General features: G+C 72.6%; 16 protein-coding genes. 6 read left to right on the forward strand and 10 right to left on the reverse strand.

The genetic code is table 11. The features are described from left to right. Positions 1–544: 544 nt before the first annotated feature. The 3 genes from AB0J52_RS05655 to AB0J52_RS05665 all read left to right on the forward strand — a co-directional run bounded on the left by AB0J52_RS05655 (position 545) and on the right by AB0J52_RS05665 (position 3,513). Positions 545–1,126: a DUF5998 family protein gene (locus tag AB0J52_RS05655; RefSeq protein ID WP_500180379.1), complete on the forward strand. Its 582-nt coding sequence runs from the start codon at positions 545–547 to the stop codon at positions 1,124–1,126. A 143-nt stretch (positions 1,127–1,269) separates the two neighbouring features. Next, positions 1,270–2,532, forward strand: a complete 1,263-nt coding sequence (locus AB0J52_RS05660; protein ID WP_500180380.1) for an alkaline phosphatase family protein — start codon at positions 1,270–1,272, stop codon at positions 2,530–2,532. A 129-nt stretch (positions 2,533–2,661) separates the two neighbouring features. Continuing rightward, positions 2,662–3,513, forward strand: a complete 852-nt coding sequence (locus AB0J52_RS05665) for a sulfurtransferase (protein WP_500180381.1) — start codon at positions 2,662–2,664, stop codon at positions 3,511–3,513. Positions 3,514–3,553: 40 nt separating this feature from the next. Here the strand turns inward: AB0J52_RS05665 and AB0J52_RS05670 are convergent, their stop codons facing one another. The 4 genes from AB0J52_RS05670 to AB0J52_RS05685 form a co-directional block, all read right to left on the reverse strand. Next, entirely contained in the window at positions 3,554–6,115 is a 2,562-nt protein-coding gene (locus AB0J52_RS05670; RefSeq protein WP_500180382.1) for a CHAT domain-containing protein, read from the reverse strand. A 40-nt stretch (positions 6,116–6,155) separates the two neighbouring features. Beyond that, positions 6,156–6,599 carry a hypothetical protein gene (locus tag AB0J52_RS05675; protein WP_500180383.1) on the reverse strand — a complete coding sequence of 148 codons (444 nt, stop codon included), beginning with the start codon at positions 6,597–6,599 and terminating at the stop codon, positions 6,156–6,158. Further along, entirely contained in the window at positions 6,596–7,348 is a 753-nt protein-coding gene (locus AB0J52_RS05680; RefSeq protein ID WP_500180384.1) for an RNA polymerase sigma factor, read from the reverse strand. Before AB0J52_RS05680 ends, AB0J52_RS05675 begins: the two co-directional genes overlap by 4 nt. Before the next feature lie 105 nt (positions 7,349–7,453). After that, positions 7,454–8,629 carry a S8 family peptidase gene (locus AB0J52_RS05685; RefSeq protein WP_500180385.1) on the reverse strand — a complete coding sequence of 392 codons (1,176 nt, stop codon included), beginning with the start codon at positions 8,627–8,629 and terminating at the stop codon, positions 7,454–7,456. 374 nt (positions 8,630–9,003) lie between these two features. Here AB0J52_RS05685 and lnt point away from each other — a divergent pair, with 374 nt between their 5' ends. The 3 genes from lnt to AB0J52_RS05700 all read left to right on the forward strand — a co-directional run bounded on the left by lnt (position 9,004) and on the right by AB0J52_RS05700 (position 12,766). Further along, positions 9,004–10,782, forward strand: coding sequence for an apolipoprotein N-acyltransferase (lnt, locus tag AB0J52_RS05690; RefSeq protein WP_500180386.1), 1,779 nt, complete (start codon positions 9,004–9,006; stop codon positions 10,780–10,782). Between the two features lie 278 nt (positions 10,783–11,060). Continuing rightward, the gene (locus tag AB0J52_RS05695) at positions 11,061–11,555 is read left to right on the forward strand and encodes a DUF3145 domain-containing protein (protein WP_500180387.1); all 495 of its coding nucleotides are present in this window, start codon (positions 11,061–11,063) and stop codon (positions 11,553–11,555) included. 860 nt (positions 11,556–12,415) lie between these two features. Next, positions 12,416–12,766: a VOC family protein gene (locus AB0J52_RS05700; RefSeq protein WP_500180388.1), complete on the forward strand. Its 351-nt coding sequence runs from the start codon at positions 12,416–12,418 to the stop codon at positions 12,764–12,766. 54 nt (positions 12,767–12,820) lie between these two features. Here the strand turns inward: AB0J52_RS05700 and fabF are convergent, their stop codons facing one another. The 6 genes from fabF to AB0J52_RS05730 all read right to left on the reverse strand — a co-directional run. Then, the gene (gene fabF, locus AB0J52_RS05705; protein ID WP_500180389.1) at positions 12,821–14,104 is read right to left on the reverse strand and encodes a beta-ketoacyl-ACP synthase II; all 1,284 of its coding nucleotides are present in this window, start codon (positions 14,102–14,104) and stop codon (positions 12,821–12,823) included. Between the two features lie 219 nt (positions 14,105–14,323). Further along, positions 14,324–14,575, reverse strand: coding sequence for an acyl carrier protein (locus tag AB0J52_RS05710; RefSeq protein WP_500180390.1), 252 nt, complete (start codon positions 14,573–14,575; stop codon positions 14,324–14,326). A gap of 54 nt (positions 14,576–14,629) precedes the next feature. Beyond that, positions 14,630–15,601 (reverse strand): beta-ketoacyl-ACP synthase III, encoded by a 972-nt coding sequence (locus AB0J52_RS05715; RefSeq protein ID WP_500180391.1) that lies wholly within the window; start codon positions 15,599–15,601, stop codon positions 14,630–14,632. Continuing rightward, positions 15,598–16,515 (reverse strand): ACP S-malonyltransferase, encoded by a 918-nt coding sequence (locus AB0J52_RS05720; protein ID WP_500180392.1) that lies wholly within the window; start codon positions 16,513–16,515, stop codon positions 15,598–15,600. The genes AB0J52_RS05715 and AB0J52_RS05720 overlap by 4 nt, the downstream gene beginning before the upstream one ends. Positions 16,516–16,639: 124 nt before the next feature. Beyond that, positions 16,640–17,821 (reverse strand): PucR family transcriptional regulator, encoded by a 1,182-nt coding sequence (locus tag AB0J52_RS05725; RefSeq protein ID WP_500180393.1) that lies wholly within the window; start codon positions 17,819–17,821, stop codon positions 16,640–16,642. A 337-nt stretch (positions 17,822–18,158) separates the two neighbouring features. Beyond that, the coding region (locus AB0J52_RS05730) for an FAD-dependent monooxygenase (protein ID WP_500180394.1) at positions 18,159–19,178 on the reverse strand (1,020 nt) is incomplete at its 5' end.

Below are 19,178 nucleotides of genomic sequence, written 5' to 3' on the forward strand. Positions count from 1 at the left end.
GGGCCCGGGCCCCCGAGCGGGCCCCCCGCCCCGTCGGGTGCGCCGGCCCGCCCCCCCGGCCCTCGGCGGGGCGCCGCCCGCTGGGCCCGCAGGGGCGGGGCGGGCGGCAGGGGCCTCGCTGGGGTTTCGTCGTCAGGCCGGCGGCCCCGGAGCCGGTCCGGGCTCCGGCGGGACCGGGTCGGGCGCGGGGCCGGGCGGCACCGGATCCGGCGCGGGGCCGGGCGGGACGGGGTCCGGGGCAGGACCCGGCGGGACCGGCCCGGGCGGCGGCTGCGGCGGCCCCGGAGCCGGTTCGGGAGGCGGGACGGGCGGCGGAGGCGAGGGGGCCGGCTCGGGGCCGGGCCGGGGAATCGGCTGGGGCGAAGGAAACGGATCTCTGTCTGCCATGCCGGGATCCGTACCCAGGCCGGGCGGCGGGTCACCTCGCCGGAGCCCTGATCACGGTGTCGCCCGGCGGCGGAAAGGCCCGTCCGGCGGGGCCTTCCGGGAGTCCGGACGGTCCGCGCGTGTGCGGGCACCGGCCCGGACAGGGCAGGATGGATACATGAGGGAAACCCGAGCGACGGCTCACGGGTTGCGCACCGCCATCGAGCGCAGCGGTTACTACCCGGGCCTGGTCGCGGACGCGGTCGAGTCCGCCATCGGCGACGAGCGCGTCGCCGCGTACGTGGTCCATCACGAGGCGGCGTTCGACCCCGCCATGGAGGTCCGGCGGCACGTCACCGTGCTGGCGCTGACCGCGACCCGCCTGCTGCTCTGCCACACCGACGAGCACCCGCCCGGCGACGGGATGGCCCGGCCGCACGCGTCCACCACGACCGAGGCCGTGAAGCTGGACGGCGTCCAGTCGGTCGCGCTCACCCGGGTCGTGCCCGATCCGGAGGCCTACGTGCCGGGCATGCCGCCCAGCGAGGTCGTGCTGACCATCGGCTGGGGGGCGATCGCCCACATCGACCTCGAGCCCGCCACCTGCGGGGACGAGAACTGCGAAGCCGACCACGGCTACACCGGCAGCGTCACCGCCGACGACCTCTCGCTGCGCGTGAGCGAGGCCGCCGACGGCTCGGACGCCGTCACCCAGGTCCTGGCCTTCGCCGAGGCCCTGTCCGCCGCCACGGCCCGGTGAGCCGCGCGCCCGGCCCGCCGCCGCCCGGCGGCGTGCCGGACCCGGCGGAACGCTCCGGCGCGGACGCCTCGCGGCGGCCCGAGTCGCCCGTGGCCGCCCGGCCGGGATCAGGGGTGGCGGAATCCCGTGCGGACAAGCCTGGCATGCACGACGGGCCGCCCGAGGCCGGAGCGGAGAAAGGCGGTGCTGGGGCCCGAGCGGAGGAGCGTGGCGCTGCGGAGGCCGGCGCGTTCGAGAAGGAGCGGGACGTGTCGTCCCGACCGAGCCCTTCGCCCGAAGCCGCTTCCGCCACGCCGGTACCGCCCGTGCCGAAATACGGTTCCGGTGCCCTGGCGGATCTCACCGCGTCCGTCCTGGGAACGCTTGGTGTCCCCGGCGCAAGCAACCCCCTGGGGCTCGCCCCGCTCCCACGTGCGTGCGTGCTGGTCATCGACGGCTTGGGCTGGGACCTCCTGCGCGCGCATCCGGCCGAGGCGCCTTTCCTGAACTCCTGCGCCGACCGTCCCCTCACCGCGGGGCTGCCCGCGACGACCGCAACCAGCCTTGGTTCGCTTTCGACCGGGCTGCCTCCGGGAGGGCACGGCCTGCTCGGCGTCCAAGTCGCCGTGCCCGGCACCGGACGTCTCCTCAACTGCCTCAAATGGCAGGACGACCTGGCGGAGCCCGCCGAATTCCAGCCCGCGCCCACGGTCTACGAGCGGGCTGCCGCAGACGGTGTGGCGACGTCCTACATAGCGCTCGGTCTTTACCGGGAAACCGGGCTCAGCCGCGCCACCACGCGAGGCGCGAGCTACGTTTCGGCCAGCGGCCTAGGGCAATTGGTCGCACAGGCCGAACACGCGCTGCGCCAAGGGGACCGTGCCTACGCGACCGTCTACCACGCCGATCTCGACTCCACAGGACACCAATTCGGCTGCGGGTCTCCGCACTGGCGCCACCAGCTTCGCTTCATGGATCTGCTCGCCGAGCGCATCGCGGACGTGCTGCCTTCCGGCGCGGCGCTGTACGTGACCGGTGACCACGGCATGACCGATCCGGTCGAACGCGTGGACGTCGACACCGATCCCGACCTGGCGGCCGGAATAGCGATGCTGGGCGGGGACGCGCGTTGCCGTTACGTCTACGCCGAGCCCGGCGCGGAGGCCGACGTGCTCGCCGCCTGGCGGGCGACGCTCGGCGACCGGGCCTGGGTCGTGTCCCGCGCGGAGGCCGTGGCGGCGGGCTGGTTCGGGCCGGTCGTCCCGGCTCTGCTGCCGCGTATCGGCGACGTCGTGGCCGTCCCGTTCACCGACCTGGCGATCGTCGCGAGCGTCCGCGAACCGTGGCTCGGACGCATGGTGGGCATGCACGGGTCTCTGGTCTCGGCCGAACAACTCGTTCCGCTGGTCACGGCCGTCCGCGAGTAGCCCGGAGGCGCGCGCGTCCAGTCTCGTGCGGGCTCACGGCTGTGCTGGAGGGCGGTCAATAGACTCGGCGGTGTGACGAACCTGCCTTCGGCCCTCCCTAATTCGGGCAATGCCGGTCAGACTGGCGATGTGCGCCCTCTCATCGACGTGTCCATGCTGGAACGGCTGCTGAAGCGCGGTGACCCCGCGCCCGTGCTGCTCGACGTGCGATGGCGTCTGGGCGGCCCGCCCGGTGTCGAGTCCTACCGGAAGGGACATCTGCCCGGCGCGGTCTTCGTGGACCTGGACCGTGACGTCGCGGGTGCTCCGGGCCCGGAGGGCCGGCATCCGCTGCCGGAACCGGCGGATTTCGAGGCGGCGATGCGGCGCGCCGGGGTTTCCGGCGACCGGCCGGTGGTCGTCTACGACGGTGCCGATTCGACGGCTGCGGCACGCCTCTGGTGGACGTTGCGCTACTTCGGCCACGAGAACGTCCGCGTTCTGGACGGCGGCTACCACGCCTGGACGACCGCAGGGCTTCCGGTGGAGACGGCCGGCGCTGAGGGCCAAGAGAGCACGGCGGCCGAGCCGGGTGACTTCAGCGCGCGTCCCGGTTCCCTTCCCGTACTGGATGCCGCAGGCGCCGAGTCCCTGGCGAAGGCGGGCGTGCTGCTGGACGCGCGCGCGTCCGAGCGCTACCGGGGCGAGGTCGAGCCGATTGATCCGGTCGCGGGCCACATCCCGGGCGCGGTGAACGCGCCGACGCTGGGGAACGTGGGCGTGGACGGCCGGTTCCTGCCGTCCGAGCTGCTGCGCGAACGGTTCGCCCAGCTCGGCGCCACGGACGCGGTGGACGTCGGCGCGTACTGCGGGTCCGGCGTCACCGCCGCGCACGAGATCCTGGCCCTGCACCTGGCGGGCATTCCGGCCGCGCTGTATGTCGGGTCCTGGTCGGCCTGGGTCGCCGACCCCACCCACCCGGTCGCCACAGGCGACTCCTGACTCGCCCCTGCCGCCAGGCCCGCTGGCACATGCGAGGCAGTCATCCCGCGCCGTAGCAGGTGAGGCCGAGGAGGCCCGGTGAGCGGGGGAGCGCCGCCAGGGCCGTGGCAGGGCTCGTCCCGTCCGCGAGGAGGGCGTGCAGGTCGGCCATGAAGCGCGGGGACGCGGCGTCGCGCAGCGGGGCGGCGCTCGCCACGACCGTGCGGGTGCCGAGCGCCAGCAGGACGCCGACCATGCCGATCACGGCGTCGTCGGCTCCGGCGCGTCCGACGTCACAGGCGGACAGGACGACCGTGCGGGGCGGCGCGGCGAGATCTTCCAGGTCGTGGACGGTCAGGGGGCCGTCCGCCAAGAGCAGCCGCGAGAACATCGGGTTGTCCGCCCGGTACTCGCCATGGGTGGCCATGTGGACGAGCCTCGCTCCGTCCATGGCCCGCCGCACCGTTTTGGCCTGTGCGTCGTGCCCCTCCAGCGCGAGAGCGGTCGGGTGGACGCGGCGCAGCATCCGCGTTTCGCGTTCCCCATGCTCCAGGCCCGGCCCTGCGACGAGCACCACGCGGGTTCCCGCATGTTCCGGGATCGTGCGCGCGCGTAGCCAGGCAGCCGTGGACGGGGCCACCGCACAGGGACGTCCCCGCAAAGACGGAAGGACGTTCCAGGGGAGCGCATGTAGGCCGCCGGTGGGTGTGATGACGAACTCGGATGCTTCGACGGCCAGTGGGGCGACGAGCTGATCGTCGAGGCGCCGGGACGCCTGCGCGAGCAGGTGCAGGGCGTCGGGGTCCCGCTCGTTCTCGACCAGTTTCCGTAGAGCCACGTGGACGAGACCGACCTCGCGGGCCACTTGCGCGTATGAGCCGAGTTCGTGGCGCTGCGTGCGGCCGTCCACGAGCGTGACGGCCCACAGCCCGTCGTCGACGCGGATGTACTGGAGCAGAGCACGTTCGGCAAGGGCATCGCTCAGTTCACGTACGCCGGGAAGCGCCGCCACTGTTCTCCCGGTCGCGGGGGACAGGCTGTGCGCGCCCGCGCGTATGGACGCCTCCAGTTCGGTCATGCGCTCGGTCAACTCCCTGGCCGACTCCCCACGGGAAGTCGCGAGCGCGTGAGCGCCGCTGAGCGTTCGAAGCTCAGCGAGGGCGGCGGCTCGGCGCGGGTCCCTGGGCGGACGAACAGCCACTGGGCGACGCGCCAGCGCACGGCGGCGTTCGTCGGCGTGCAGCAGCTCGCGCGCGGAGCGGGACAGGCGCAGCGCCAGGCCGGTGAGGTCTTCTCCGACGCGGGCGGCGCGGGCGCGCAGGTCATGAGCGGCGAACACGTTCGCGTGGTCTGCGAGGACGGAGAGCCCCGACCATACGGCGGCGAGCGCACCTCTGAGATCGCCGCGCGACTGCCGTTCCAGAGCCGTGGCGTGCCAGGCGACGACCCGCAGCGCGGCAGGGCCGTGCGCGCGCGTACGAGCCAGAGGCGCGAGCAGGTGTTCGGCGGGACGTCCCAGATGAAGCGCTATGCGGGCGCTAATGAGACGGGCCTCAGCGGATGCTTCGGACCATCCCGCGTCGGCCAGCCGGTCGGCGGTGGTCATGGCCGTGCCGAGCAGCACGACCGACCGTTCGCCCGTTTCCCATCGCGCGCGCAGGAGCAGATGCTCAGTGAGGTGGAGCCAGCCGACCCGTTCCTGACGGGAGAACATCTCGGCCGCTTCACCGGCACGGATGACGGCGGCCTCGGAGTTGCCGCACGCCAGTTCCGCGTGGGCTAAGAGCAGCAGGCCGTCTCCGAGGTCGCACCTGTAACCACCGGATCTGGCCTCGTCCACTGTCGCGATGAGGAGTTCGCGGGCTTCTCGGGGGAGTCCGGCCTGGATGAGCGTCTCGGCGCGGTCGAAACGGCACTGGGCCGCCCTCTCGCCGGTCAACCCGGGCTCGGCCTTCTCGTACAGACGCAATGCCTTGGGGACGTCTCCGCGCCGGGACGCCACGAACGCGAGATTCGCCTGGGTCATTGCCGTCTGCAGCCCCAGGCGGTGCTTTTCGCTGGTCGCGTGGGCTTCACCCAGGAGCCGTTCGGCCTCGTTCAGTTCCCCGCGTAGAGCTCTGGCCAGCCCGAGATTGGAGAGCATTCCTGCCAGGGCCACCGGATCGGTGCCCCTGCGGAGCTCAGGAAGAGCGGTCGCCGCGAGCGTGTCCGCGTCGTTGATCCTCCCTGCGCGCGCGAGGGCGCACACCATGTTGGCGGCAAGTCTGTGGGCATCTGCGCCGTGCAGGATCCCCTGAGCCCTTTCTGCTTCGCTCAGGGCACGAGTGGTGTCGCCGCGCGCCGCTAGCAACCCGACAAGGTTCATCCGAACCTGGGCAACGGCATACGCGGACGTCCCGGCGAGAGCCAGAGCCCTCTCCAGACAGGCGATGCCGTCTTCCAGACGCCCGAGCTCCTTGGCGGCCAGTCCCGCTGCCCGTAACGCGACCACCAGGCTGGCCGCGTCCCCCGACGCCTCGGCTTGGGCGGCGCGCTCTGCCGCCCTCCGGTAAGCGGTAGCCGGTTGGGTCGTCGCCAACGCGAGCAGCTCCCGATCCGTGACGTCAGAGGGATTCCGACGCATATGACTCCGTTCCAGAGGCGGCTGTATGGACTTTGCTGAGTCAGAGGAGAATCCAGCTCGTCACTACGCAGGAGGCGTCAGGCAGGCGGAACACCAGGCTGACCAACCCCGCCGGGACATCGGTCAGGACGAAGCGGCCACGCTCGTCCGCGCGCGCGAACAGCTCGACCGCTCGGGGATGACGGAGCCGCACATCGGCCACGGTCGCCGGTGCGAGCCGTCCGGTCATCGCCAGATCCCCTCCGGAACCGGAGATCTCGATCTCGACCGTATGGCCGGGCGCGCGGAACGTGAGCAGACGCAGCTCGTTCGCGCTGCGCGCCCCTGCCAGCTCGCGGCCCGACTCGTCCGTGAGTTCGGCCAGGTCGGCACTCGGCTCGCGCCAGGAGAGCGCCGACCGTCCGGCGGCCAGCACATCCTCCGGGACGGGGTCCAGTCGGTCGAAGGCGGCACGCAGTTCGTCCAGGACGCGCTTCTCGTTCATGTGGCGAGCCTCCGGCGCAGTTGGGCGAGGCAACGGGCACGAGCGGATCCGATGCTTCCGATCGGAACGTCCAGGGCTGCCGCCAACTCGCTGTAGCTGGAGGCGAGTGCGAGCATGCGCAGGAGGTCCTGACAACGGCGTGGCAAGGCGCGCAGGGCCTCCCCGACCCGTCCGACCTGCTCGCGGGCGAGCGCGGCGTCCTCCGGGCCGGAAACGAACCGCTGCATGCCCAGATCCCCGGCCGCCGCCACGGGAGGACGGGGACGCACCGCGACGACGTCGGTGAAGCACAGCGGATCCGCAGGAGCCTCACGTCCACGGCGCCGGGCCAGCGACACCGCCTCGCGCCGCGCTGTGACGGCCAGCCAGTGCGGAACGGCCTGCGGATCGCGGACGGTGTCGATCCGCTCGACCAGCCTCAGCCACGTTGTCTGGACGACATCCCCGCAGTCCGCGTCGTCCAGACCGCAGGAACGCGCGATCGCCCACAGCAGCGGCGCATGCCGATCCACCAGGAGCCCCCATGCGGCTCCGTCGCCGCGCCGCGCTCGCATCACCAGCTCACCCGACTCCACCGCCGCCGCGTCGGAGACCGGCGGCAGGTGGACACTCCGGCGCGGCGCATGTCGCCCCTCGTCCGCGCGCGGTCGCGGCACCACTCCCTTCTCTGGCTCGCCCGCCATCACCCCAGGAAGAACACGTCCGCTTCCCGCCCTTCCGGACGCAGCAGGACGATCGTTCAGGGCCACCGGCACTCCTCCAAGAGGCCCCCGCTGAACGACGACCCTAGGGGCGGACACGGACACGCAGAGTGGGCGAGGCGTCACAGTTACCGCATCGCCATCGGCCCGTGCTCAAGCCCTGATGATTACTCCGAGGTCCGGCCGGGTAGGCGAGGCCACCGGATCGAGGACGCGGTCGGCGGCCGTGATGGCGGGGAGGTCCTCGGCAGCCGCGACAGCCGCGATGCGACCCGCCACGGCGGGTGCCGCGAACGACGTCCCACTCCACGTCGCGTAACCCTCGAACTGGTCGGGGTCGATCCCGTTGACGCGGCCGCGCGGCCCGTCGAAACGGACGAAACAGCTCGCCACGTCCACGCCCGCCGCGCTCGCGTCCACCCACCAGCCGTAGTTGGAGAACCAAGCCCGGTCCTCCGCGCGCGCGTCGAGCGCCGCCACACCGATCACGGACTTGAGCGCGGCCGGCCAGAACGGCCTGTCGCTCGCCGCGTTCCCCGCGCACGCCACCACGACCGTCCGGCGGCCGAGCATGGCGAGCGCGCGCGCCAGCACCGGTGACGGCCGGTCGTCGAACGTGTGGCATCCCAGCGACATGTTCACCACATCCGCGCCGCCCCACCCCGACAGCCAGTGCAGGGCGCGGATGACCTCCAGCTCGTCCCCGACCCCGTCGCCCCCGATGACCCGCCGCGCCCGGATGCGGGCGGACGGCGCGTACCGCAGGACGACTCCCGCCACGAACGTCCCGTGCCCGGCCTGCGCGTCCAGCTCGAAGTCCAGGTCGGCGTCCAGGACCTCCGCCACCTCGGCCCGCTGCTCGGCGAACCACTCCGCGCCCTCGTACCAGGGGTGGGGATCGAGTCCGGTGTCCAGGACGGCGACCGTCACCTCACGCCGTGCCTCGGACGCCCCGCGCGCGGGCACGGGTACGGCAGCCGCCGCGCGGGGCAGATCGGCCGGACCGCTCCACCACAGGGGCTGCCCGTGGACCAGATGGTTGGGCGAGACGCTCAGCCGCCGGTGCCGCCCGTCCCCGGCGAGCTGCGCGGCCAGTTCGCAGACGTCGACCTTCGCGGGCGCGCGCAGCCGCAGCCGCGTGACCCCGTGCTCGTCCTGGCGGGAGTCGTACCAGCGCCGGACCAGATCCTCAGCAGCCGCCGCGTCGTCCCTGGACACGAGCACCTGGTCGCGCCGCACCAGTGCCGGGCGTCCCGCGAGCGGTTCCACCACCACGGCGTCCCGATGCCGCGCGAGCAGCCGCTCCAGGCGCGCCTGCTGATCGAACATTCACCCTCACTTCCGTCGACACGATCACTTCCCGTGCTCATCGTGCCCGATCGGTAGCTGTGGGTAGTTGAAGTTCAAGTTATCCACAAGCGGGCCCCGAGATGGCGGAGCCGGGGTTCCGGGTGCCTTACTGGAGACATGAACGAGTCGACGCGGCCGCACCACCAGCGCATATCCGTCACCTCCGGCGCATCGGGACACCGCCGTCCGAGTTCGTCCCCTTGCCGTCAACGATCCCCGTCCACCTCGAGATCCTTCGACGCCCGCGCTGCGCCCCGGCGGCAGGCGGTCGTCCTGGTGGTCCCTCGTCGCTCCGGTCAGCCGGGAGCTCCGTGATGCGCTCTTCCGTATGGCTCACCCGTGCCGTGGCCTTGATGACCGGCGCCCTGCCCATCCTGGCCTTCCCGCGAGCGGACCTGGGCTGGCTGGCCTGGACGGCCCTCGTCCCGGGCATGCTGTTGCTCGCGCACGCCGCCTCCAACCGGGAGGCCGCCTTTCGTGGTTGGGCCTTCGGCGTGGGCTACCTGCTGGCGGCGCTCTACTGGACGCTGCCCTACATCGGGCCGGCCCTCCCTCTGATCGCCGTGGTGTTCGGTGCGCTGTGGGGCCCGTGGGGTGTCGCGGTCCGCATGCTCGTGCCGCGCCACCCGGGCTTCGCCCTGCTCGTCCTGCCCAGCGCGTGGCTCACCATCGAACTGGCGCGTTCCCGCCCCGCCCTGGGCGGTCCCTGGGCCGTCTACGGCGCGACCCAGTGGCATCACCCGACAGAGCTCACTCTCGCCGCCCTCGGAGGCGTCTGGCTCATCTCCTTCGCCCTCGTAGCCGCGAACACAGCCCTCACCCTCGCCGTGACGACCCTCCCATCGCTCGCTTCCCACCCTTCTCTCTTCCGCCCCTTCACCTCCACCCACCCCGAGCCCACCCCAGCCACGACACCCCACCCCGAGCCCGCCCTTTCCCGGCGCAGCCCGTCCGCGTTCTTCCGCTCTGCGCCCTCCGCGACTGGAGACTCTGAGCCGGGCTCGTCCGCAACCGGCTTCTCCGAACGATGGGGGGATGCCACCTCCGAGCGTTCCGGCACTGGCTGCTCCGCGTCCGTTCCCTCCGCGTCGGACCCGCCCCCGCGTGGTCCGTCCGAGCACGTCCACCCCACAGGCCGAAGCGGAAGCGGAGGCGGCGGGCGCGGCGGTCGCCGTCGCATGGGGATCGCGCTCGGAATGGTCGGTTTGGTGCTGGCCATCGTGGGCGTCGGGCCCTTGCTCTACTCGATGCGTGCAGAACCGGGGACGGCGCGGACGATGCGGGTGAACCTCGTGCAGACCGGGGTCGTCACCGGGGCGGGGAGGCGACTGGTGTCGGGCTTCCAGATGACGGAGGCCGCTCCGCCGGCCGATCTCACCGTGTGGGGCGAAAGCAGCGTCGGCGTGGACCTGGACCGGAGCCCGGCGGTCGTCCAACGACTGCGTGCGCTCGCCGCCGCGCGAGGCCCCCTGCTGGTCAACGTGGACGCGGAAGACGCGCAGGGACGTATCTCTAAGACCGCCGTCCTCGTTGGGCCGGAGGGGCTTCGAGGGCGCTACACCAAGACACGGCTTGTGCCGTTCGGCGAGTACATCCCCTTCCGCGACGCGTTCGGATGGCTCAGCGATGTCAGCAAGGCCGCCGGGCAGGACCGCGTCCCCGGGACGGGCCCGACTCTCATGACGAGCGACGGCACGCGCTTCGGGCCGCTGATCTGCTTCGAGTCAGCGTTCCCCGACCTGGGCCGCACGCTCGTCAGACGCGGAGCCGAGGTGATCGTCTACCAGTCGGCGACGTCCAGCTTCCAGAACAGCTGGGCTCCCGCCCAGCACGCGTCGCTCGCCGCCGTCCGCGCGGCGGAGACCGGACGTCCCGTCGTGCAGGCGGCGCAGACCGGAGTGTCGGCCGCCTTCGACGCCCGCGGACGCCGCCTCACCTGGTTCGACACCGACCGCCGCGGCACGGTGTCCGTGACTCTCGACGTCCCGCGCGCGACGAGCAGGACGCTGTACGACCGTGTCGGCGACGTCGTTCCCTTCGTGTCCTTGGTCACTACCGCAGGAATGATCGTTATTGCGGTGTGGAAGCGGCAAAAGGAGGTAAAAGGGCGTGGAGTGTCCAAACGAGGGTGACGCAAATCGTCATCCGCACCGGATCGGGGCCGCGGTTGGGGTTGGGTGGAGTGAGCGTCGCCGAGGGCCGCGTCGGCGACCCTGGGACGGGAGTTGCGTTGGGTAGCTGCGGGACGCACGAAAGTGACGAGACCGCTCGTGGTCAAGTGACAGACAAACAATGGTCGCGTGGTGGTGCGTCGGGTGTCCATGATGCAGAATGAGGGACGCGGAATCCGTCTCAGGAGCGTACGAGGCCGTAGGGGAAGACGAGCCTCGGTACAGATCCAGGAGGTCCGGTGACCGCACGTGGCGTTTTCTACGTCCACTCCGCGCCACCTGCGCTGAGCCCGCACATCGAGTGGGCCGCCGCAGGTGTTGTCGGCGTACCCGTTTCACTCGAGTGGGCCGACCAGCCCGCCGCGCCCGGCACGCTCCGCGCCGAGCTTCATTGGGAGGGCAAGCCCGGTACCGCGGCGGGGATCACGTCCGCCCTGCGGAACTGGAAGCTGCTGCGCTTCGAGGTGACCGAGGACCCGACCCCGGGTTGTGACGGCGTGCGCTACAGCTTCACTCCGTCCCTCGGCGTCTTCACCGGCGTCATCGGAGCCAACGGCGACATCATGGTCCCCGAAGACCGGCTGCGCGCCGTCATGGCCAACGCCGCCGTCGGCAAGACCATGCTCGAGCACGAGCTCGACCGCCTCCTGGGCACCCCCTGGGACAACGAGCTCGAACCCTTCCGCCGCGCCGGCGACGGAGCCCCCGTCCGCTGGCTCCACGCCGCGGTCTGACAACCGAAAACAGCCAGAGCCGAGGCAGCCCGACCCGCAAAACGCACCCGCGTCCCGCGGCCAGGCCCTCATGCCCACCCAACCCGAGGCCCCCCGCCAACCTCGCGCCTCCCTCCGGGCACACCCGCGCCCAGTCGGCCTTCCCTCCACGGCGACGTTCCCTCGCGCTCCGGGGCCTCCGGCACGCTGTGCAGTAAGCACTGTCCGGGGACGTATCTCCAGGCCTCATCCGCGCCTCTGCCGCCTCTTCCTCCACGATGAGGTCTCCTCGTGCCCAGGGCCTCCCGCGCACTGTGCGGTAAACACTGGTCCGAGGAAGCACTGCCACGCCTCATCTCGCGCCCCAGTCGCCCGTCCCTCTACGGTGAGGTCTCCCCGCGCTCAGGACCTCGCGGGCAGTGTGCAGTAAGCACTGGCCGGAGGACGCACTGCCACGCCTCTTCCGCGCAGTCCCACGCGAGTAGTGCCCAGCGCAGATGGCGCGTTCGCGTTTGGGCGGTCGTGCATGAGTCGGCGACGATGCTCTCTCACCAGCGCCGTGCCCTGTGTGCTTCCACACGCCGCTTTACGTCACCCTGCTTGCTGCCCTTGTGATGAGTGCGTCGTCTGCGCCGGCCGCTTGTGAGGGACGCCCCCGCGTACTGGCTGGCGTCTGTGCGGGAGCTTCCGCGTGGAAACGGCCCGGGTGTGGGGCGGGCATGCGGACGAGTTCGCGTGAGGGGGTGGCGTATGGGAGGGGTGTTCGCGTACGTCCTCGTTTGGGTCGGGCAGGTTTGAGGGGGCGGCGTTTGGGGTGGGTGGCGAGGGCGGGTGGGAGAGGATGGGGGATACGTGGGTGGCTGAGGTTCTTGGAGGGGTGGATGTCTGTTCGTCGGGTCGTGCCCAACTTTCAGGTGGGGAGTGTGGAGGCCAGTCGGGAGTTCTACGAGGCCCTGGGGTTCGAGGAGGTCATGAACCACGGCTGGATCATGACCGTCGCCTCGCCGTCCGTGCCGACCGCGCAGGTCAGCTTCTATGAGGGGGACGACAAGACCGCGCCGGTCGCGCCCGACGTGAGTGTCGAGGTGGACGACGTGGACGAGGTCTACGCGGCCGTGCGGGCGAGCGGTGCGGAGATCGTGCATCCGCTGCAGGACGAGGAGTGGGGCGTGCGGCGGTTCTTCGTCCGCGATCCCAACGGGCGAGTGGTCAACGTGCTCTCGCACCGCTGAGAAAGGCGCGGCCCGGCTCGTCGCGTGGACGGGCCGGGCCGGAGAAGCGAGTCGTCAGAGGGCTCGCTTGAAGGCGACGGAGACGTTGTGGCCGCCGAAGCCGAAGGAGTTGTTGAGGGCGGCGGCGGGGCCGTCCGGGATCTTGCGGGGCTCGCCGTGGACGATGTCCAGGTCGACCTCGTCGTCGATGTCCTCGAGGTTGGCGGTGGGCGGGACGATGCCCTCGCGCAGCGTGAGGATGGTGATCACCGACTCCAGCGCGCCCGCGCCGCCGAGGATGTGGCCGGTCATCGACTTGGTGCCGGTGACGGTGATGTCCTTGGCCGCGTCGCCGAGCGCCGCCTTGATGGAGTTGAGCTCCGCGACGTCGCCGGACGGCGTGGAGGTGGCGTGCGCGTTGACGTGCACGATGTCCTCGGGCTTCAGGTCGGCGTTCTCCAGGGCCCGGCGCATCGCCTTGGCCTGGCCGGTGCCGCTCGGGTCCGGCAGGACGATGTCGTAGGCGTCGCCGGAGTAGCCGCAGCCGGCGGCGATCGCGTGGATCGTCGCGCCGCGCTTGCGGGCGTGCTCCTCCGACTCCAGGATCATCACGGCCGCGCCCTCGCCGAGGACGAAGCCGTCGCGGTTCTTGTCGTACGGCCGCGACGCGCGCTCCGGCTCGTCGTTGCGGGTGGACATCGCCCGCATCACGCCGAACGAGGCCATCTGGAGCGGGTGGATGCAGGCCTCGGTGCCGCCGCAGATCACCATGTCGGCGCGGCCCGTCCGGATCATGTCGATCGCGTACCCGACCGCCTCGGCGGACGAGGCGCAGGCGCTGACCAGGGCGTGCGAGCCCGCGGTCGCGCCGTACTCGATGCCGACGTGGCCCGACGCGCCGTTCGGCATCAGCATCGGGACGGTGAAGGGCGAGACGCGGGTCCAGCCCTTCTCCAGCCAGGTGGCGTAGCTGCCGAGCGCCGAGTGCAGGCCGCCGATGCCCGTCGAGAGGACGACGCCGAGACGCTCGCCGTCCATCTCGAAGCCCTCGGCGTCCGCCTCGTAGCCCTTCTTGGTGCGGTTCTTCAGGCCGGCGTGCAGCCAGGCCTCCTTCGCCGCGATCAGCGCGATGGCCTGGCAGCGGTCGAGCCGCCGCAGCGCCTGCTTCGGCATGACCTCGGACGGATCGACGGCGAGCTGCGCGGCGAACCGCACGGGCAGCTCCTCGACGCCCTCCCAGTCAAGCTTCCGCACCCCGGACCGACCGGCGAGCAGCGCGGACCAGGTCGACGGGACGTCCCCGCCGAGCGGGGTCGTGGCACCGAGGCCGGTCACGACGACGGTGGTCTTGTTGCTCATGGTGTGAGTGCTCCTTGCGTAACTGGGGGGGGTGGCTACGGCGCGCCGACGGAACCTCGCGGTCCGTCCGGGGTGTCGGCGCGCCGTGGCCGTGCGGCGACGGCTGCCGCCGGCGCGGGGACATCGGCTCGCCCCGCCCGCCGGAGCGATCGGATCGCTCCGCGAGCCGGGCGGAACCGGTCGTCCGCGGCCGGCGCGGCTGGTCGCCCGGCGGACGGGTCAGACGCTGAGCTTCTGGACGAAGTCGATGACGTCCTGCACGGTCTTCAGGTTGCGCAGCTCGTCGTCGGGGATCTCGACGTTGAACTTGTCCTGGGCGGCCACCGCGATCTCTACCATCGACAGGGAGTCGATGTCGAGATCGTCGATGAAGTTCTTCTCCGGGGTGACCTCGGACTTGTCGATCCCGACGATCTCGTCGATGATCTCGGCGAGACCGGCCAGGATCTCCTGCTCGGTGGCTTCAGCCATGGTGTCGGTATCTCCTTCGTGGGTTGATCCAGGCCCGTGGACGCTGACAGCGCCCTACGGGATCTGGATGACTTGGGCAGCGTAGGACAGTCCCGCGCCGAACCCGACCAGGAGGGCCGGGGCGCCGGACGGCACGTCGCCGCGTTCGATCATGTGGGAGAGGGCCAGCGGGATCGAGGCCCCCGAGGTGTTGCCCGAACGCGTGATGTCGTCGGCCACGACGGCGTTGGTCGCCTTGATCCGGCGCGCGAGCAGGTCGATGATGCGCAGGTTCGCCTGGTGCGGGACGATCGCGGCCAGGTCGTCCGGGACGAGCCCGGCCCGTTCGATCGCCGCCAGGGCGGTGGGGGCGACGGCGGTGGTGGCCCACCGGAACACCGCCTGCCCCTCCTGCTGGATGTAGGCCTTGCGGTTCTCGATCTGGATCCGCTCGGGCTGGCTGCCGTCGCTGCCCCACACGACCGGGCCGATGCCCGGGGTGTCGGACGGTCCGACGACGGCGGCGCCCGCGCCGTCCGCGAAGATGATCGCGGTCGACCGGTCCGTCCAGTCGATCCACTGGGACATCTTCTCCGCCCCGATGACCAGCACGTTGCGGGCGGAGCCGGTGCGGACGGCGGCGTCGGCGGCGGCGAGCGCGTAGCAGAAGCCGGAGCAGGCCGAGTTCAGGTCGTACGCGCCGGGCGCCTCGATGCCGAGGCGGTGCGCGACGGCCGGGGCGTGGCTCGGCATCGGCGACTCGGCCGAGCAGGTCGCCACGATCACCAGGTCGATGTCGGACGCGGCGAGCCCGCTCGCGGCGAGGGCCTTGCCGCCGGCCTGGACGGCCATGTCGACGATCGTCTCGTCGTCGCCGGCGATCCGGCGCTCGACGATGCCGACGCGGCTGCGGATCCACTCGTCGTTGGTGTCCATGAGGGCCGCGAGGTCGTCGTTGGTGACGATCTTCGAGGGCTGGTGGTCGCCGAACGCCAGCACCCGGGAGCCGGGGCGGATCGGGTCGGTGCGCAGCGTGCGGCCGGTCATGCCGTATGGGCCTTGATCAGCTCGCGGGCCCTGTCCAGGTCGTCCGGGGTCTTCAGGGCGAGCAGCTCGACGCCCTTCAGCTCGCGCCGGGCGAGGCCGGTCAGGGTGCCCGCGGGCGGCAGCTCGATGATCGCGGTGACGCCGAGCTCGCGCATGGACGCCATGCACGCGTCCCAGCGGACGGGCGAGCTGACCTGCGCGACCAGCCGGTCCAGGTACTCGCGTCCGGACGTCACGACCGCGCCGTCCCGGTTGGACAGCAGCCGCGCCTCCGGGTCCCGGACGGGCGCGCCGGGGGCGAGCCGGGCGAGGGTGTCGACGGCGGGGGCCATGTGCTCGGTGTGGAAGGCGCCCGCGACCGCCAGCGGACGCAGCCGCGCCTTGGCGGGCGGCTCGTCCGCGAGGGCTTGGAGCTGCGCGGTCGTCCCGGCGGCGACGACCTGGCCGGCGCCGTTGACGTTCGCGGGGGTCAGGCCGTGCTTGTCGATCGCGGCGAGCACCTCGGCGGCGTCCCCGCCGAGCAGCGCGGTCATGCCGGTCTCGGTGACGGCGGCGGCCTCGGCCATGGCCCGGCCGCGCTCCCGCACCAGGACCAGCGCGCTCTCGGCGCTCAGCACGCCGGAGATCGCGGCGGCGGCGAGCTCGCCCACGCTGTGGCCGGCGACGGCGTCGGGGCGCCCGCCCTCGGGGAACAGCTGCTCGTAGGCGGCCAGCGCGGCGGCGACCAGCAGCGGCTGCGCCACCGCGGTGTCGCGGATCTCCTCGGCGTCCGCGGTCGTCCCGTAGCGCACCAGGTCCAGCCCCGTCACGGCGGACCACCAGGCCAGCCGGTCCGCGACGCCGGGCACCTCCAGCCACGGCTGGAGGAAACCGGGGGTCTGGGCGCCCTGCCCGGGCGATGCGAGGAGAATCACGCGATCCAGCGTGCCGGGTGCACGACCCCCCTGCCGATGCGGAAGCACACACACTTTGGTCCGGAGGCTTTGTACGACCCCTACAACCCCAAACCGGACACACCGCCTACCGGGGGCTCCGCGGTCAGGACCGGCTGGGGCGGCGGGAGAAACGGCCGAGGGCGAGGGCGATGCGGAGGGTGAACGCGTTGCGCCCGTCCGTGGGGGCCAGCCCGGTCAGCTCGGTGACCCTGCGGAGCCGGTAGCGGACGGTGTTGGGGTGCACGAACAGCAGCCGCGCGGTCGCCTCCAGCGACGAACCCTGCTCCAGATAGGTGGTCAGGGTGTCCAGGAGCGGCGCGCCGGCGTCGCACATCGGGTCGTAGACGTGGTCGACCAGGTGGCGGCGGGCGACGTCGTCGCCGTCGAGGGCGCGTTCGGCGAGCAGTTCGTCCGACGGGACGGGGCGCGGCGCGTCCGGCCAGCCGGCGGCGGCGCGCAGGCCCGCGAGCGCGGAGCGGGCGGAGAGGGGGGAGTCGTAGAGGTCGCCGACGGTCGGGCCGACCACCACCGGACCGGGGCCGCACTTGGCGGCGATGTGGCGGGCCGCGCCCAGCGCGTCCTCCGTGCCGCCGACGACCACGACCACGCGGCTGCCCTGGACGCCGGCGAGGGCGTCCACCCGGGCGCGGCGAGCGGCGAGCTGCATCTGGTCGATGGTGACCTCGGGCTCCTCGTCCTCCGGGGTGAAGCCCGCGATCACGGTCACCGGCTTGGCCGTCCAGCCGAGCGCGGCGGCCCACGAGTGCATCCCGTCGTCCACCTCACCGCGCAGGACGGCGTTGACGACCAGCGCCTCCAGGCGGGCGTCCCACGCCGCGCGCGTCTCGGCGGCCTGGGCGTACACCTGCGCCGCGCCGAACGCCACGTCCCGCGTGTAACGCAGGATCGCCTCGCGGAGCTGCGGCTCGCCACCGGGCGCGGCCAGCTCCTCCAGCCGCGTCTCCACCACGTCGATGATCACGCGGACCATGTCGATGGTGTGCCGCAGCTTGATCGAGCGCATCAGCTCCCGCGGGGCCGTGCCGAACACCTCGGCGGCGATGGCGGGCTTGGCCGCCTCGCCGCTGCCGAACCACTCCACGAACGCCGCGATCCCGGCCTGCGCGACGAGCCCGATCCACGACCGCTGGTCGGCCGGCATCCGCCGGAACCAGGGGAGTTGCTCCTCCATGCTGCCGAGGGCCGCCGTGCCGAACGTCCCCATCGCCTTCTCGAGGCGCTTGGTGGTCTGCTCGCGGAGCGCCGCGTCGCTGGTGCTGTCCACCCGTCCAGAGTGCCACCTCGAACGTGATGAATCGCCCCGTCAACGTCGTCCGCACCCCCTGGCCACCCCCGTACCGGCCGGTAGTCAACCCCGCCGAACCCCGCCGGGGCGCCCTTCCCGCACGGACCTGCCGCCCAGCCCGCCGCCGTCCCGATCGCGGCGAGACGGCCACGACCGCCTGCCGAAAAGGCGACACTCCTCGGCCGTTCCGGAAAGTCACCCCTCCCCGGTGCCCGCCGCCATGGCCTCCCACAGGCCCGTTTGACCCGCCCGCACGTCGTGCGCGGCGCCCGCCCTGCGCGGCGCCCGCCCTGCGCGGCGCCTGCGCGGTGGATGTTCAGGCCGCCGGGACCAGGGCGGCGCCGTACCAGCGGGTCAGGGCGTCCGCCAGCGGCGCCGGGTCGTCGGACGTCCACGCGACGACCCCGTCCGCGCGCACCAGGACGGACGCGCCCGGCGCCAGGTCACACGACCCTGTGACCACGTCCACGCGGCCCGTCCACCCCGCCGCCTCGGCGGCGTGCGCGTCGTCCACGGCGATGAGCACTCCGCGTCCGGACCGCTGGAGGGCGGCGAGCCGCACCTCGCCGCCGGGCGTCCGGACGGTCGTGTCCGGCGCGTAGCAGCGGCCGACGAGGTCCTGCGGGGAGTCGAGGTCGTACCGCACGTCCGTCCCGGTGATCAGGCCGGTGAGGTAGCGGTTCGCGTCGTCGTGGTCGAGCAGCCGGGTGACGATCTCGCGCAGCGCGTCCACGTGCGGGCCGGGGTGCAGGAGCGCCACCTGCGCCCGCGTATTGTCCAGGACGCGCGCCGCGACCGGCCGCCGCTCCTCGGTGTAGGTGTCGAGCAGGGCGTCCGGCGCCTCCCCGCGCGCCACGAGCGCGAGCTTCCAGCCGAGGTTCGCGGCGTCGCCGAGGCCGAGCAGCAGTCCCTGGCCGCCGAACGGCGAGTGCACGTGCGCGGCGTCCCCCGCCAGCAGGACGCGCCCGTCGCGGTAGGTGTCGGCGAGGCGGGCGTTGTCGGTGAACCGGGTGAGCGACGACGCCGACCTCAGCGTGACGTCCGTTCCGGTGATCCGGCGGGCGGCGGCCTGCACCTCCGCGAGCGTGACGGGGGCGTCGCGGTCGGCGGGCGGGCCGTCGAACTCGACCATGAGCAGCCGTCCGGGCACGGGACCGTTGACCATGAGGCCGCCGGGGAAGCGCGTCCAGCCGCGCGGCGCGAAGTCCGGGTCGTCGGGCTCGGCGATCGCCTGGTAGCCGGTGATGATCCCGTCGGTGCCGGGGAAGGCGAACCCGCCGAGCTTGCGCACGGGGCTGCGGCCGCCGTCGGCGCCGACGAGGTGCCCGGCGCGCAG

The sequence above is a fragment of the Spirillospora sp. NPDC049652 genome (assembly GCF_040675125.1).
Classification (GTDB): domain Bacteria; phylum Actinomycetota; class Actinomycetes; order Streptosporangiales; family Streptosporangiaceae; genus Spirillospora.

Coding starts and splice junctions, on each gene's coding strand:
- AB0J52_RS05685 (WP_500180385.1), bottom strand. CDS start 8,629: ATGTTCGATCAGCAGGCGCGCCTGGAGCGGCTGCTCGCGCGGCATCGG.
- AB0J52_RS05655 (WP_500180379.1), top strand. CDS start 545: ATGAGGGAAACCCGAGCGACGGCTCACGGGTTGCGCACCGCCATCGAG.
- AB0J52_RS05710 (WP_500180390.1), bottom strand. CDS start 14,575: ATGGCTGAAGCCACCGAGCAGGAGATCCTGGCCGGTCTCGCCGAGATC.
- AB0J52_RS05675 (WP_500180383.1), bottom strand. CDS start 6,599: ATGAACGAGAAGCGCGTCCTGGACGAACTGCGTGCCGCCTTCGACCGA.
- AB0J52_RS05700 (WP_500180388.1), top strand. CDS start 12,416: ATGTCTGTTCGTCGGGTCGTGCCCAACTTTCAGGTGGGGAGTGTGGAG.
- AB0J52_RS05660 (WP_500180380.1), top strand. CDS start 1,270: ATGCACGACGGGCCGCCCGAGGCCGGAGCGGAGAAAGGCGGTGCTGGG.
- lnt (WP_500180386.1), top strand. CDS start 9,004: ATGACCGGCGCCCTGCCCATCCTGGCCTTCCCGCGAGCGGACCTGGGC.
- AB0J52_RS05670 (WP_500180382.1), bottom strand. CDS start 6,115: ATGCGTCGGAATCCCTCTGACGTCACGGATCGGGAGCTGCTCGCGTTG.
- fabF (WP_500180389.1), bottom strand. CDS start 14,104: ATGAGCAACAAGACCACCGTCGTCGTGACCGGCCTCGGTGCCACGACC.
- AB0J52_RS05715 (WP_500180391.1), bottom strand. CDS start 15,601: ATGACCGGCCGCACGCTGCGCACCGACCCGATCCGCCCCGGCTCCCGG.